The sequence below is a fragment of the Legionella maioricensis genome, assembly GCF_023618015.1.
In the GTDB taxonomy this organism is placed as follows: domain Bacteria; phylum Pseudomonadota; class Gammaproteobacteria; order Legionellales; family Legionellaceae; genus Legionella; species Legionella maioricensis.
In genome coordinates, this window is the sequence record NZ_JAJKBJ010000001.1 from 358,860 (window position 1) to 375,280 (window position 16,421).

Genomic DNA, 16,421 nt, shown 5'->3' on the forward strand with positions numbered 1-16,421 from the left:
GAAATGAAGCGAGGGAAGTGTATATAACTTGTTCACGGGCAAGTTAATTCCCTCTCGTCGAGCCTTGGCGAAGCATTCCGGAACGATGTTTCGTTAGAGTTCTGTACTGGATTGCTTCACTTCGTTCGCAACGACAATTATTTGGATATTTTTTTCTACTTAAGCGCCAGCACTTGTTATCATCCCTTTAAGCCGCTCATTCCGAGCCAGGGTTTCCTGAGCTTTTTGTGCCAGAACGCGATTAGAATATGGTCCAACCACTACTCTAAACCAACCACCTCGAGCTTGAACAGGCACCACATTAACATTAAAACCTTTAAGAATTAACATTCCTTTCATATGCTCGGCATCCTGCCGAGCCTTGAATGATGCCACTTGCACCAAATAACTTCCCTTAGATACTTGAGCTTGGGCTGAGGGCCTTGCTTCAGCAACTTTAGCCGGCATTCTCTGTTGAGGATTAGAGGACTGTTTTGTTGCAGGATGAGTCGCGGCTGTCTTCACTGCAGCGGTAGAAGCTGCTTGGGTTGCCGAGACAGCAGCTGAAGGACGGGCGGAATGACTGTTCGCATTAGACTGAGCTGTTGTTCCAGCAGCTTTCTCATTAGCTAATAGAGTATAAAATTCAAACTTCGGCTTTGGTGGTAATTGTGCCTGTTGCTTCTCCGCTTTAACAGGTTGTTGTTTTACTTGTTGATGAGCTAATACTTGAGTATTCATCCAATGACTTATTGTTTCAACATCAAAAACAGAAGCCGTTAAGTACCCCAGTAAAAAAGTAACAATAACTACCAGAAACTGCTGCGGTGCGCTACCACGCTGTCGAGAAGACCGTTTATTACCGTATTGTCTTGCCATTACATACTCTCAGGAGCTGATACACCCAATAAATTCAACCCATTATTCAATACTTGCCGTACCGCTTCTAACAAGCATAAACGTGCGCTGCGTAATTGTTCCTGCTCACATAAAAGCTGAACCGCATTATAGTAGCTGTGTAGCCCATTAGCCAGCTCTCTTAAATAGTAGGCTAACTGATGAGGCTCACAAGAAGAAGCTGATGTTTCCACAATTTCGGGATAGCGACAAATTAAGGAAATTAAAGTGGCTTCGTGCTGTTGTTCTAATAAATCAATATGCTTAAGACCCATAGCTTGATCCCAAAGCAAGCCTCTTTCCTTCAATTGTCTTAATACACTACAGATCCGGGCATGGGCATATTGAATGTAATAAACCGGATTATCACTTGACTCCGATTTTGCCAAATCCAAATCAAAATCCATATGCTGTTCTGGCTTACGTGCTACATAAAAGAATCGGGCAGCATCATTACCTACTTCCTCGCGTAACTCCCGTAAAGTCACAAAAGAACCACTACGAGTAGACATCTGAACTCGTTCCCCGCCTCGATACAGAATAGCGAACTGGACTAATAATACGTCTAAAGCTTTTTCATCATGTCCTAAAGCGGTCACTGCAGAACGGACGCGTGTTACGTAACCGTGGTGATCAGCTCCAAATATATCAATTACCCGATCATAACCTCGGTCATATTTATTCCAGTGGTAAGCAACATCTGAAGCAAAATAAGTGGTTTGGCCATTAGCTCGTACCAAGACCCTATCCTTTTCATCACCAAAATCAGTTGCTTTAAACCAAAGAGCCCCTTCTTTCTCGAAAGTATGGCCTCCGTCTTTCAGTGCTTGAATCCCTTTTTGAATAGAACCGTCTTCGAATAATGATTGTTCAGAAAACCAACTGTCAAAATTTACCCCAAATCCAAGGAGATCTTCTTTGATATCATCTAAAACCGTTTTTAATGCATGTTGATGAAACAGAGCAAAACCAGGTTTACCCAGCAAAACAATAGCTCGTGCTATCATTGCATCAATATACTCTTCTTTGTCCCCGCCTTGGGGCTCATCATCAGGTAATCCTGAAATAATTGAATCCCATGGATGGACATAGGCTGTGCCGTATTGAGCCCACAGCTCTTGAGCTATTTCATAAACGTATTGGCCTTTATAAGCGTTTGTTGGGAAAACAACCGCAGCACCCGCTAATTCCAAATAACGTAACCAGACACTGGCTGCAAGAATATTCATTTGTCGTCCAGCATCATTGACGTAATATTCCAAAGTCACATCATAACCAGCAGCTCTTAAAACATTGCTCAAAGTAGCACCAAAAGCGGCACTTCGACCATGGCCAACATGAAGAGGTCCTGTTGGATTCGCTGAAACGAACTCAACTAAAACTTTTTGATTTTGCCCTAAATGGCTGCGACCAAACTCTTTACCTTTTTTTAGAATCTCAGCAACAATTAATGAACGGGCGCTACTACGAATAAAAAAGTTGATAAATCCCGCGCCTGCTATTTCTATTTTTTCCACCGCTGCATCAGCCGGTAAAGCCTGAACCAATAGTTCAGCTAATTTTCGAGGGGCTTGTCGGCATGGCTTGGCTAAAATCAAAGCCAAATTAGTTGCATAATCGCCATGAACGGGATCTTTTGCATTCTCTACTTTAATATCAACATCTAAATCCGCAGGGATTTCACCTGATTTCTGCAAGGAGTTTAGCGCCTGTTTTAAAAGATGTTCTATGGAATGTTTCATACTACTCATATATTCGTCAAAATAACGCTATTATGCGCTTTTTCAAGCCTTATGAAAAGGTACCGTTTTATATAGAGGCTATAAAACAAAATAACCAATTGAATCCAAACCCCATTGTCCTTAATTAGAGGTAGATCTGAGCCTTGAGAGAAATGGAGATACTGTCTTTAAAAATAAGCGTAGGCTGGCTGTTAGGCCCAGCAGATTCTCTAGCCAGCCAGGTTTCTTGGCGAACAAAAAGAAAAAAGCTGGCGAGCAGACCAGAAAACGATATCCTTCAGCCACTGATTTAATATTTAGCCTGGGTTCTGAAGGAAGTTAACTACGTGGCGATTCAGGAGTCCCTGCTGCGGCACGCAAGGAAGAGTTTAATTGTATAATTCCTAGTTCGCCCGTAGGTTTTCGTACCACAATTAAATTAACATTCAATAGTTGAGTTGTGCTACCTTTGTCATTTTGATAAACCACGTGTAAAGGTAAGCTGATTCTCCATTGATTACCCTGAGATTCAATTAATTGAGCTCGTCCATCCATCTGACTGATCGCAGTCAGTTTCTGTGTTCTAAATGCTTCAATATTACCTGCTTTTTGTAATGCGCTCTTAAATTCATCCCATCCTTTTTCAGTATAACAGGGTTGTAATTGCTGCAATTGGGTATCTATAGAGGCAAAATTAAAATCAAAAGATTGAAGTGCAGCCTGTACAGCCCAGCTTAAAACAACCGCATCATCAATTTTTTGAGTTTCAGCAGGGATTTTATAATCACAACGGATGATCTCAACCTTTTGAGGCTGTTGTTCCACAGGTACAGACGGGGATTGAGACTGCTGCACCGTATTATTCTCTGGCATTTTTTGAGTTAGCTCTGCGTGTGATGCAAGCTCTTTAGGTGAAGAAGTCGGTGTTGTATCGGAAGTGACAGGAGCTACTCTTGGTGTTGCAATCATTTGCATAATGCCAAGCTCGCCTGTAATTTTACGGCCTATAGTTAAATTAACATTAAGTAATTGAACCAATTTGTCTTTGTCATTTTGATAAGCCACATGTAAGGGTAAAGTGACTTTCCATTGATTGTCTTTGGTTTCGAGCAGTTGCGGCTGACCATCTACTTCGCTATTCACAACGAGTTTCTGAATTTTAATGGCTTCAATATTACCTGATTTTTGCAATGCAGTTTTAAATTCATTCCATCCTTTTTCAGTATAACATGACTGTAATTCCTGCAGTTGGGTATCTATAGATGAAGAGTTAAAATCAAAGGATTGCGCTGTGGCTTTTTTTGCCCAAGTTAAAACCAGTTCCTCATCAATTTTTGTATTTTCAGCAGGAATTTTATAGTTACAATTAATGCCCCCTGGTTTTTGGGATGGCTTAGAAAAAGCCTTTTGAGACACCGGTTGATGAAGGGTAAGAGCTTGAGCCAGTCTGCTTGTATTATTCGGTTCTGCTTTTTGCGATAAGTGTTCTCGCTGTTTATCTTGATTAGAAGAAATTTTTGTCGTTTGCGAAGGAGCACCATTCGGGGCAGCAGCGACTTGCATAATTCCAAGTTCACCGGTCCTTGTTCTACCGACAGTTAAATTAACATTAAGTAATTGGCTTACTTTATTCTTATCATTTTGATACACCACCTGCATGGGTAAAGTGATGTTCCATTGATTGTTTTGTGTTTCAATCAATTGAGGTTGTCTGTCCTTTGGGCTGTTCACGGTCAACTTTGGCGTTTTAATTGCTTCGATATAGCTTAATTTTTGTACTGAAGCCTGAAGCTCATTCCATCCGTTTTCACCATATCCTTGCAGTTTCTGCAAGGAAGCCTGGAAAGCGGGCTTAAAATCAAAAATTGGATTTGCAGATTTTACTTCATTTAAAACCAAAACTTTATTCATTTTTGCAGTGTCGGGAACCGCTTCATGAGCGTGATTCGTGACAGAGGCTATTTTATTCTGTGTCCTGCTTATTGGTGGTGCTATTTGTGCATTTTGTAAGACAGGGGCAGGTCGTAGTTGAGCAAGATGTGGAGTCTCTCTTGTCGTTTGGCTTTTTTGTCTTTCTTGAGTCAAGTCAGCCTGGCTGTGAATTATATCAGCATAGGGGGATGAGGCTCTTGATTCTTTTTGGAATAAAGAAGCAACAAAAGGGGTAGCAATCTGTTGTACCCCATCGGTTCTTTTATCTGAGGCAGCAATATAAACACTTTGCAGCGCATCTTTTAGTGTGGCTGCTTTTTGAGATAAAGGAGCAGAGCGTGGGGTGGCAATCATTTGAGTAATCCCTAAACCAAAAGCATTTTTCCACCCAATGATTAAATAGATATTTAAAAAATGGGTCTCTTCTTCCTCGTCGTTTTGGTAGACAACTTTTAAGGGTAAGATGATTTTCCATTGATTGTCATTCGCTTCAATCAGTCGAGCAGCGCCATCTAACTTGCTGCTCACTCTTAAATTTTGGGTTTTAATTGCATCAATATTACCTGATTTTTGAAGTGCGGCAGTAAATCCAACCCATCCTTTTTTAGTATAACAGGATTGTAATTTCCGCAATTGGGTATCAAGTGATGCAAGGTTAAAATCAAAAGACTGAGTGACTGCATATGCAGCCCAGCTTAATATGAAGTCTTGCTCAATGCTCGTGGTTTCAGGAGAAATTCTGGAGTCGCAATTAATAATTGATTGTTTTTGTTGTTCCATTGTTTCGGGTTCAATGATTTGCGTATTTGGGGCGATGGGAGATGATTGTTTTAACCCTGCAATTTGGTCTTTTATTTTATTTTGTGGTTGTTTTTTTGCTGTTGATGCTGCCCGTTGCGCTGCTTTTTTGGTCACAGACGATTTAGTCTTCGAGGGTATTGTTTTAGAAACGGAATCTGAAGCTTGTAAAGCCTGTACTTGAGTACAGATTAAATTAAATAGCGCCCCACAAAGTATGATTTTTTTCATCAAACAACTTCCTTATATGTATTTGACAATTCTGTGATAATAAGAGCTATTCGTCTAGTGGTTTTTTTTAAATCTATAGAATAAAACAAAAACTTAAACTTTGTTAATCACCACCTCTTCATCAATAGTCTCATAAGATTTATAAATATAACCGTCTTGTGATAATAAAACAGCTATGGGCCTTGTTCTATCAAAATGGGCAAATATGATCATCATCATTACTGTAATAGGTACTGATAAAAACATTCCCAATACGCCCCAAATGGCCCCCCATAAGCCTAAGGCAATTAAAATCACTAATGGACTGAGATTTAATGACTTACCTAATAGACGGGGCTCTAGAAAATTACCCACGACAAACTGCACCGCGACAATTCCTGAAGTCACTTCTAAAAACGGTACCCAGCTTTGAAATTGAATTATAGCCAAAGCGGCAGGAAAAGCGGTGGCCACAATAGCGCCTATGTTAGGAATATAATTTAAAAAGAAAATTAATAAAGCCCAAAACTCAGCAAAATCCAATCCTACCCAATTCATGATAAACCAACTTGATATTGAGGTAAGCAAACTCAAAATGGTTTTAATGCCCAGGTAAGTCTGTGTATCTTTGGTTATATGCGAAATAATATTATTAACCAGTTTTTGATGTTCCTCTTTATGAAATATAGCCTCCATTTTTTGAGTAAAATAATGTTGTTCAACAAATAAAAAAACAACATATAAGGCAATTAAAACAGCTGAACTGGTTATGGTGGTAAAGACACCATAAATATTAACAACCATACTCTGAATGCTTAAATTTTTAATTATATAATTAAAATCCATAAATCCTTTTATATGATACCGCTGGTCTAAATTATTAAAAATTGTTAACAAATTATCCTGATATCGTGGAGAGGTAGCAATCACTTCATTAACGTTGTTGCTAATAATATTAATAAGCATATCCATAAAAATAACGACAACTAATAAGGATAAAATCATGCTAAGCCATGTGGGTAAGCGTGATCCGAAAAAGGGAATTTTCTGTACACCACTATTAATCGTATTCAATAAATGCCAAAGAAAAATAGCAATCACGATAGGAATTAATATACCCCTGCCGGCAATTAACAAAGAGCCTATTATCCAGACCAAAACCAAGCCTGCCGCAAAAGAAATAATGCGATTCATCCAGTTTAACTCCTAATCATGAATGATTATAGAATAAAGTGTTCCTGTATTCTTTCATAGTCCTTGATTAAATAATCATTACTTGATTAAAACCTATTAATAAAACCTTGCCGACTTTTATTTCGACGTCTCGCGGACAAGCGACGCGACGTCGGAATACTCAATTCGCAACGGATATATTTTCCTGTTATTATTAAATTTTTACACTATCTCATAATACTGTGCTGTCCAACTCTTGTGAATCTTTAGCCGGTGTCGGCCCAACGCTTGCAGCTAAACTGGTAAAATGCGGCATACTGACAGTGCAAGACTTGCTCTTTCACTTACCTTATCGATATCAAGACAGAACCAGAGTAACTCCAATTCAAGATTTACGCTCCAACGACTGGTGTGTTATCGCCGGGCATGTCTGTAAAACCGAAATTAAATACGGCAAGAAAATGATGTTAAATTGCTATGTAGAAGATAAAACAGGGATTGTGAAACTTCGCTTTTTTCATTTTAACAAACAACAAGTCAGTGCCTTGAATAATAGTTATATGATTCATGCGTTTGGTGAGGTACGAGAATTTAATAACTCTTTAGAAATGATCCATCCTGAATATCAATTGCTTGACCATGAAAGTGAATGCCTGGTCGATGAAACCCTGACGCCTATTTATCCAACAACTCAAGGTTTAACGCAAACGCGTTTGAGACAACTGGTTAAAATTGCGCTTAAAAGTTGTGACACGGAACTCCATCAATTGGAGTGGATGAGTCAACAGCAATTAGAAGATAATAACTTCCATCACCTAGGCGATGCGATTAAATTACTGCACAACCCACCACCAGATACTTCATTGCATAGTCTGGAAATGGGGGAACACCCTGCCCTTAAGCGTTTAGTATTTGATGAACTACTGGCACAACGATTAAGTATGCAATTTGCCAAACAATCACGAAGCAAACGTCATGCCCCTGCAATACCCGCTGAACATAATGTAAGCAATCGTTTTCTGACATCCCTTCCGTTCCAACTGACTAACGCCCAACAAAGAGTCGCAACGGAAATCCGAGACGATTTAATGCAAACTAAACCGATGCTGCGTTTGGTGCAAGGGGATGTTGGCGCTGGCAAAACCATTATTGCAGCCCTTGCTGCACTGCAGGCTATTGCTCATGGATATCAAGTAGCCTTTATGGCTCCGACTGATTTATTGAGTGAACAACACTTTAATAACCTAACAAACTGGTTAGAGCCTTTAGAGATAAAAGTTTTAAGGCTGAGTGGTAAAATGAAAATTGCTGAACGCAGAACAGCGCTTGCCGCTCTTTTGGATAATAGTTGTCAGCTTATTATTGGAACTCACGCCATATTTCAGGATGAAGTAGAATTTGCCCGGCTAGGCTTAGTAATTATCGATGAACAGCACCGTTTCGGAGTAGAACAAAGATTACTTCTGCAGCAAAAAGGACAGCAGGCTCAGCTAACTCCGCACCAATTATTGATGACTGCAACTCCTATTCCCAGAACTTTATCCATGACTCATTTTGCCCATTTGGATATCTCGGTGATTGACGAGCTCCCACCAGGTCGTTCTCCCATTACCACTGCAGTATTAAGCCAGGATAAACGCGAATCAATTATAGAGAGATTACAGGCAGCCATTGCCAGTGGCAGACAAGCTTACTGGGTATGTACCCTGATTGAAGAGTCGGAAAAATTACAATGCATGGCCGCAACGAATACAGCCCAAGCCTTGCAAGAACAGCTCACTTCAGCCCGTGTTGGACTGGTTCACGGACGAATGAAGGCTGTTGAAAAAGAAGCAACTATGGCTGCTTTTAAATCTGGTGAAATAGACTTGTTAGTTGCTACTACAGTGATTGAAGTAGGGGTTGATGTTCCTAATGCCAGTTTAATGATTATAGAAAATGCCGAACGATTAGGTTTATCCCAGTTACATCAATTACGTGGTCGAGTAGGCAGAGGAACGACCCAGTCACATTGTCTTTTGCTTTATCAAGCCCCCCTATCTCATCAAGGTTCTGAACGACTAAAAGTAATGCGTTCTACTAATGATGGCTTTATTATCTCGGAAAAAGATTTGGAATTAAGAGGAGCCGGAGAACTATTAGGAACAAGACAAACAGGATACAGACAATTTAAATTAGCTAACTTGCAACGAGATAAAGCGCTTTTGACGCTTTTACCTCCCTTTGCCCGACAATTAGTTCAAGAAGCACCTGAAACGGCGCGCATTATCACCCAACGCTGGCTAGGTAATTTTGAGCAATTTTTACAAGGGTAAAAAATATTTGTAAAATATGCGAAGTCAAGACTGTTTTTTATTTATTTCTTTGTTACTATAGTCAATCTTGCTGTCCCGCCAGCCTCATCCACTTCCTGTGGATAATTATTTTAATACCTTGTTTTACTTTAATACCCCTACCTCTCTTGAAATCTCTAAGACCCCTGATAATAAAGGCTTATATCAACTAAATCAGTAAAAAAAGGACAATTAATTTATCCACAAAATCTGTGGATAACCCTGTGCACAGAACCTAAAATACCTTATAAAATCAGACTATTTTAGAGATGATTTAGAACTTACCAAGCTGTTTCATGGAATCAGAAACAATATTTTATATAAGGATAAAATAATATGTCATTTATAATAAAAGAGGCGACACTTGAAGATTTACCAACAATTCTAACCTTAATAAGCCAATCAACTAATGAAAGGCGTTTATCGATTGAAACCGCAGTTCCATTATTAAAACAAATGAAATCTTATCCTGATTATAAGTTATTCATCATTACAGAGGAAAAACGTATTATTGGTACATTTTCCTTGTTAATAATGGATAATTTAGCTCATCAAGGAACGCCATCAGGGATTATTGACAACTTAGTATTGGATGTAAAAAGAAACCAGCAGGGTATAAGACAAGCAGTGATGGATTTTGCCATCCAGCATTGTCGCGATCGCAAATGTTATAAGTTGACCCTCTCCAATGATGAGCTTATTACTGAAGAATTGTCTGATTTTGAACACCATGGTAAGTGTTTTGTGGTGGACTTTGAAAGTAAGGCCAGGAAAGATAGAAAAAATACATTATTTATCTCCATTATCACCAGCTTAAAAATACGTGAAGCCACTGAAGAAGATCTTCCTGAAATTCTCAATCTCTATGCTCAGCCTGATATGGATGATGGAAATATATTGTCACCACAGCAAGCCATAGATCTGTATAAAAAAATGCGTTCTTACCCAAACTATAAAATTTTTGTCAGCCTTTCAGAAGGAGCTGTTGTAGGAACTTTTGCTTTATTAATTGCACCAGACCTTATTCATGACGGTAAGTGTTTAGCAATCATTGAGGACGTCATGGTAAGTCCTAAAACTCAAGGCAAAGGCATAGGGAAATTCATGATGAATTTTGCTATGCATACGTGTGACGACCTAGGTTGTTATAAAATGGCCCTATCCAGCAATCTTAAAAGAGAAACGGCTCACAACTTTTACAAGTCATTAGGTTTTGATCAAATTGGGGCTAGCTTTTTGATTAAACCACGCCCCGAGTTAAAAGTAGAATCTGTTCCCGCAAAGATGTAATGATTTCATAATCACCGCTTAGCTCACATCAATACAATAGCTAGCATCCTGCGCCTGACATGAGAACGGCCAGGACTAGCTGATCTTTTTGTAGTTTATACGATTTATTCGGAACAACATCGACCCAACTAGTGAGCAAATCGGGCATTTCCGCATCTTTTGACCAGGCAAGGAGTCTAAAATGCGCTGCATTTTTGGGAATATTTAAAATATTCTCTCCCGCCTTTGAAATAATTTGCAATGAACTAGGATCCAATTTTAATCCATAAATTATAGCCTTATTCGCTTCCTGGATCTCTTTAGCACTTGCTGCCCATTGGATAACAAGTTTTGATTTTTGTTTTTTAATAGGAAAGGTAGTCTCGTTGTTGATTAAAATATTCTCAGCAAATCCTGCTGAGGCTACTAGTAGTTGCAGCAAACAGGCCATGATTATTTTCATTTTATCACCTAATAGTTATTCAACCGTTATCCCTTCTTGAGGTACACAGGGAGCATCTGCAGCGCTCTTTGCAACTTTTAATGGAAAAGTGCCTTCAGCGCAAAGTGACGTTTTACCACGTTCTTTAAATAATTTTTTAGGAATGTGCACTGTTACGCTTTTAATGACATTAACTGCTTCAGCAATCTCGAAATCACCGACCATACTCAAAAACTGATAGCTCTCCTGAGGCGAAAATCCCTGGGTGCGCACTAAAAAGTCAATGGCGTTTTTTGAAGCCTGTTGCATTGCCTCAAAAAGATCCTCATTCAAGCCCACAATAATCCACTCCTTAGCGTTTTCGATAATTGGCCAGGTAAATAAATTGCCCCCATTTCGTTTCGTTTTATCAAAAACTCCCTCTGCTTTCAGATCTTTTCTTACAATAAATTGCAGGGTGATCCCTTCGTATGAAGTCTCCAAAGCGGTCACATCAATTTCACCGTTACTTTGCATCGCATGAGAGTCTCCAGTCCAAACCAGTGCTCCCTTTTGGAATACCGGGAGGTAGAGGATGGAACCGGCTTGCAAACTGGGCTCATCCAAATTCCCGCCAAAAGGTCCTGGAGGAACGGAATTAAACTGGCCAGATACTGGCTGTCCCATTTTGGTTTGCAAATTAACGGGCCATCCATCTGGCCAATCAAGCGGAGGAGCTACAGCAATTACGCCTGGAAAAGGTTTCAACTGTAAGCACACGCCTTTTTTAAATTCTGTAGTATTAGTTTTTTTATCGTATTTGAAATATTTGATCCGGGGCTTGGTAAATTCCGTTAAAATGCCTTGGGTTGGGCTTAGGAAATTATAACCAAAATCATTCAGTTTAATATCAAGAATCCGAATCTCCAGCACATCTCCTGGTTCAGCCCCCTCAACGTAAACTGGTCCGGTTAAAGTATGCATGCCGCGTCTTTTCTGAATGTCGTGCTTTATATAAAATTTTGCCACATCGGCAGGAGTTGTTTTATTGTAGACCATTTCATGAAGACAACTATTCCATGTTTCTATTGAAACGGAATCACCCGAACGAACTTTTATCACAGGAGGTTTATCAAGAGTAAAAAGACCCAGGGTGGTCGTTTCTGAAGTGGCCGGAACTCGATACGTTTGCCCCATGAGGGAAGAAGCATACAAGGTAGTTAAAAACAATGAGAAAACGTGTAATCCTTTTAGCATTTTAAGTCCTGTTAAAAATAGCTAATATTGAATATAGTTATATGTGAGCCAGTAAAAAGCAAGTAAATTTATGCACCTAAGAAAAAGCAGCTGTTTTATATTCTTCACTACACTATTTTTATCTTTGTTTAGTGTCTTGGAGTCACATGCCAATTCCTCCAAGAGTGTGTCGACAAAACCCCAAAAATCGCCGGATCATGCAAGCAAGGCGGTCACAACAAGCATCAGCTCAAACCCGGCTGCGGTTAACGTGACTAGTGGCTCAGGAATTATTCAACGTTATATAGAAAAAAAATTAGGTATACATGACAATCATGGCATTGAAGTGCAAGGAGCCTGGATAGGCGATACAAATGGCTTGTTTTCAGGAGGCATCCCAGATGCAAAAAAGTCGACTTCGAATAGTGTAGGACTGGTTAACTTAACTATTGATACGCAACGATTTAATGGGTGGGAAGGTGGGCTGTTTAGCGCCCAATTCCTGCAACAGAATGCGCAAAACACAAATGGTCAAGCTGGCATTATGCAAGGATATAACTCCTTACCCGATGTCGCTCCTTACAATCGTTCTGAACTCTATGCTCTTTGGTATAGACAAGCTCTTTTTGATGATAGTCTTTTTATTCGTATAGGAAAAACAATCACAACCTTAGACTTTAATAACGTGATTAAACCGGTTAATCTCGCTCAGGGTGACCCTAATATTCCGGCGGTTACCAGCTTAATTTATACTCCAGTGTTTATTAACCCTACTTTGGTTGGGGTCATGCCCGGTTACACCAATTCGGCATATGGGATTACAGCAACCTATGCTCCAATCAAGCAATGGTATGTCTCCTATGGGGTCTATGATGGCAATTTGGCGAATGGCAAACAAACCGGTCTGACAGGTCCCTCTTTTAATGGCAATTATTTTCACGTAGGAGAAACAGGAAGCGCCTGGCTTCTAGGGCAAAAACCCGGCACTGTAGGCATAGGCTTATGGCATCAGGCAGGGCTTATCCAACAAAATAATCTTAGTGAAATGAGCGCAACAGGAGCTTATTTATTTGGCTCTCAACGCTTATGGTATCGACATCCAGGATATGACATTAGCGGTGTTTCAGCTTTTTATCAGTATGGAATTAATAACTCCGGCGTATTACCCATGAAACAATCTGTTGGAGCCGGCTTAACTGCATTTGGGCTTGTTGCTAACCGCGACTCAGATTCTATTGGCGCCGGCTTCTCTCTCGCCTGGCTCAATCAAAAAATAACAAATCGCAAGACTGAATTGATGTTTCAATTATATTACCAGGCCAAGATTCTCACTAATATTTATCTCGAACCCGCTATTTCCTATATTCCTGACCCAGGACAGAGCGCTAGTTTAAATTCAGCCACAGCAGGAACGTTACGTGCGATAGCATTGTTCTAAACGCAAACATTTGTAGAAATCCCTTCACTTAATAGCAGCGAACATCAAAGTGACGGGGTATGTATCTACCACACAAAATGATATTATTTTATTCTTATCGTTTAATGCGAAAAATCCATGAAACTTTTTGAACTGGTTAAGGATTACTCATGACTCAGCATGACAGGTATTGGCAAGCCAAAAAAGTAACCGTAATTGGCGCTATTGTAAATGCCCTTCTTGGTCTTATTAAATTAATTGGTGGATTTTTATATCACTCTCATGCATTAGTCGCTGATGGAGTACATTCTTTTTCAGATCTCCTTACTGACATTATGGTTTTATTTGCCTCTAAATATGGAAGTCTTGATGCCGATGACTCTCATCCTTATGGACATCAGCGCATAGAAACAGCAGCAACCCTGTTATTATCTCTCTTTCTTATTCTTGCCGGCTTCGGAATCGCCTGGGATGCGCTTGACGAATTAATCAAATCAAGCTCTACCATGCCTAATTGGCTGTCTTTGCCCATCATTTGCATTTCCATTTTAGCAAACGAAACCTTATTTCATTACACGCATCATATAGGCAAACGTATTAATTCTCCATTGATTACTGCCAATGCCTGGCATCATCGTTCTGATGCAGCATCATCCATTGTAGTGCTATTGGGTTTAATAGGTAGTCTATCAGGGTTTATTTATCTGGATGCTATTGCAGCAGTTATAGTGGGCATCATGATTGTCCAAATGGGGTGGAGTTATGGCTGGAACAGTGTAAAAGAACTTGTTGATACAGCGGTTGGACCAGAATTACTGGCTCAAATAGAGGAAGTAATTCAAAATATAGATGGAGTTCAAAAAATTCACCAACTACGTAGTCGATTTATGGGTAATGATGTGTTAATTGATGTCCATATTCTGGTCTCTCCTAAAATATCAGTATCTGAAGGACACTACATAGCACAACACGTGCATAATGCTTTAGTTGATCAAATTGATAGCGTGACCGATGTTATTGTTCATGTTGACCCTGAAGATGATGAGGTCAGTAGTCCTTCTTTGCATTTACCAAGTAGGAAAGTATTGCAAGAGCAATTACTTAGCGAGGTGCATATAGACTTCCCCCAGATAGTGTTTTGGAATTTACATTATTTAGATGGGAAAATAAGTATTGATATCGCTTGCTCTGAAGAATTCACCCAATGGCAAGAGCTACATAAACGAGTTGTTTTAGCTTTGAAACTACAGGCCGATATTGAAGAGGTACGTTTATTCAGTGTGCATAAAATTATGCACCACAATTAAACCTGCCCAATAAAATCTATGAGTAAAAAGATAAAAAAGCTTGCTAAATCAGTCTTGTGAAAATAATATACACTTTTTAAAGCAGGAATACTTCATGGTCTCGGCAACCAGTTTAAAAATAATTTTTGGTCTTTCAATTTTTATAGTCGTTCTTATGGCTGGCTGGTATCCCTTCAAAAAACGTATCCGTGACGATAAACACATTGATTTTCCCATAGGAGAGACTTTAGCCACTGGGGTGTTTTTAGGAGCAGCCCTCCTCCATATGTTGCCTGAGGCGAATAATTTATTTAAAGCAATGGGTTATCACTATCCTTTTGCTTTTATCATCACCGGTGCGGTCTTCCTGATTTTTTTATGGTTTGAACACTTAGGAAAGGAACTCTATCACCACCACAGTGCAGAACACCCCGCCTTTGCTCTTTTAGCTTGGGCTATGCTTTCCGTGCACTCGGTCATGTTGGGTGCTGCTTTAGGGCTGGCTCACTACAACTCGATGATCATTATGTTATTTCTGGCAATTATTACTCATAAATGGGCAGAAAGTTTTGCTATGGCGGTGCAATTAAACAAAAGTTCGATGAGCACTAACAAAAGTATGATGTTCTTTCTCTTGTTCAGCATCATGACGCCTTTAGGTATTTATTTTGGCTGGTATTTCGGACATGGAGTGGAGACTAACTCCATCTTTGATCCTATATTAATTGCAGCTTCTGCAGGTACGTTTCTCTACTTAGGTACATTGCACGGATTAGAACGCTGTGTCATGGTGGAACGTTGCTGTAATTTGAGAGACTTTAGTTTCGTCATCATCGGTTTTTTACTTATGGCTTCGGTCGCGGCGTATGTCTAAATTTTTACAACAGCAACCGCTCATTCTTGCATCGAGCTCTGCCGTTAGATTAAAACTGTTTCATTCTCTTGGCTTGGAGTTTTTAGTTATTCCCTCAGAGTGTGACGAAGAGGCTATTAAAAAAAACCACCAATCTGAAAGCATTCTTGATTTAGGCCTTACCCTTGCAAAAGCTAAAGCCTTGGATGTCAGTGAACGTTATCCAGAACATTTTGTAATAGCGGCGGATCAGCTTTGTGTTATTAATAATAAAGTACTGGATAAACCATTAAACCATCAAACAGCAATAGAACATTTACAATTATTGAGTGGCAAAAAACACCAACAAATTTCCTGCGTTTGTATTGCTAAGCACAATGAAATTGTCTGGCAATATCACGACATGGCACACCTTTCTGTACGTCATTTAAGTGAAAAGGAAATTAATGCTTACCTGCATACAGAACAACCTTATCATAGTTGCGGGGCCTACCATTATGAAGCACGAGGTAAATGGTTATTTACGGAAGTACAGGGAAATGAAGATACCATACTTGGATTACCGCTTTTGCCCTTGGCCAATGCTATGATAAATCTCGGCGCCGTTCACTTTATATAGTACTATTAGACATATAGTACTTTATAGACACCTCCATATCAGTTTGCCTATTTTAAATGCAAGCCTCTCTCTATATATTTAGAGAATACTTGACAACCAAGACAGTTAACAAAACAATAGACCACTTACATAACCTGCATGTTTTGTTTTAGTGCCAGGCGTAAACGTTTCAAGGAGCAGAATTTACATGAAGTAAATAAGCACCGGAAAAACGCTTACAACACGGCAATAATGCAAAAAGATGCAGGTTATACAAGAGGTCTATACCTGACACACT

General features: G+C 39.5%; 12 protein-coding genes. 6 read left to right on the forward strand and 6 right to left on the reverse strand.

From position 1 onward, the window contains the following. Positions 1-159: 159 nt before the first annotated feature. From LOX96_RS01570 to LOX96_RS01585, 4 genes are all read right to left on the reverse strand, one after another. Positions 160-858, reverse strand: a complete 699-nt coding sequence (locus LOX96_RS01570) for an SPOR domain-containing protein (RefSeq protein ID WP_250420796.1) — start codon at positions 856-858, stop codon at positions 160-162. Further along, positions 858-2,618, reverse strand: a complete 1,761-nt coding sequence (argS, locus tag LOX96_RS01575; protein ID WP_250420795.1) for an arginine--tRNA ligase — start codon at positions 2,616-2,618, stop codon at positions 858-860. Before argS ends, LOX96_RS01570 begins: the two co-directional genes overlap by 1 nt. Before the next feature lie 318 nt (positions 2,619-2,936). Then, a complete protein-coding gene (locus LOX96_RS01580; protein ID WP_250420793.1) occupies positions 2,937-5,558 on the reverse strand; it encodes a DotI/IcmL family type IV secretion protein in 2,622 nt (873 codons plus the stop codon). Positions 5,559-5,651: 93 nt separating this feature from the next. Next, positions 5,652-6,731 (reverse strand): AI-2E family transporter, encoded by a 1,080-nt coding sequence (locus LOX96_RS01585; protein WP_250420791.1) that lies wholly within the window; start codon positions 6,729-6,731, stop codon positions 5,652-5,654. 221 nt (positions 6,732-6,952) lie between these two features. On the opposite strand from LOX96_RS01585, the gene recG reads away from it, so the two are divergent. Both recG and LOX96_RS01595 read left to right on the forward strand, forming a co-directional pair. After that, the gene (gene recG, locus LOX96_RS01590; protein WP_250420789.1) at positions 6,953-9,025 is read left to right on the forward strand and encodes an ATP-dependent DNA helicase RecG; all 2,073 of its coding nucleotides are present in this window, start codon (positions 6,953-6,955) and stop codon (positions 9,023-9,025) included. A 354-nt stretch (positions 9,026-9,379) separates the two neighbouring features. After that, positions 9,380-10,333 (forward strand): GNAT family N-acetyltransferase, encoded by a 954-nt coding sequence (locus LOX96_RS01595; protein WP_250420788.1) that lies wholly within the window; start codon positions 9,380-9,382, stop codon positions 10,331-10,333. Between the two features lie 40 nt (positions 10,334-10,373). Here the strand turns inward: LOX96_RS01595 and LOX96_RS01600 are convergent, their stop codons facing one another. Both LOX96_RS01600 and LOX96_RS01605 read right to left on the reverse strand, forming a co-directional pair. After that, positions 10,374-10,775, reverse strand: coding sequence for a hypothetical protein (locus tag LOX96_RS01600; protein ID WP_250420787.1), 402 nt, complete (start codon positions 10,773-10,775; stop codon positions 10,374-10,376). A 15-nt stretch (positions 10,776-10,790) separates the two neighbouring features. Beyond that, entirely contained in the window at positions 10,791-11,990 is a 1,200-nt protein-coding gene (locus tag LOX96_RS01605; protein ID WP_250420786.1) for an acetamidase/formamidase family protein, read from the reverse strand. Positions 11,991-12,060: 70 nt separating this feature from the next. Between LOX96_RS01605 and LOX96_RS01610 the strand changes: the two genes are divergently transcribed. From LOX96_RS01610 to LOX96_RS01625, 4 genes are all read left to right on the forward strand, one after another. Further along, the gene (locus LOX96_RS01610) at positions 12,061-13,407 is read left to right on the forward strand and encodes a carbohydrate porin (RefSeq protein WP_250420785.1); all 1,347 of its coding nucleotides are present in this window, start codon (positions 12,061-12,063) and stop codon (positions 13,405-13,407) included. Positions 13,408-13,556: 149 nt separating this feature from the next. After that, entirely contained in the window at positions 13,557-14,693 is a 1,137-nt protein-coding gene (locus tag LOX96_RS01615) for a cation diffusion facilitator family transporter (RefSeq protein WP_250420784.1), read from the forward strand. 94 nt (positions 14,694-14,787) lie between these two features. Further along, on the forward strand, positions 14,788-15,546 hold the full coding sequence (locus LOX96_RS01620) for a ZIP family metal transporter (RefSeq protein ID WP_250420783.1): 759 nt from the start codon (positions 14,788-14,790) through the stop codon (positions 15,544-15,546). Next, positions 15,539-16,144 (forward strand): Maf family protein, encoded by a 606-nt coding sequence (locus tag LOX96_RS01625; protein ID WP_250420782.1) that lies wholly within the window; start codon positions 15,539-15,541, stop codon positions 16,142-16,144. The genes LOX96_RS01620 and LOX96_RS01625 overlap by 8 nt, the downstream gene beginning before the upstream one ends. Positions 16,145-16,421 lie beyond the last annotated feature (277 nt).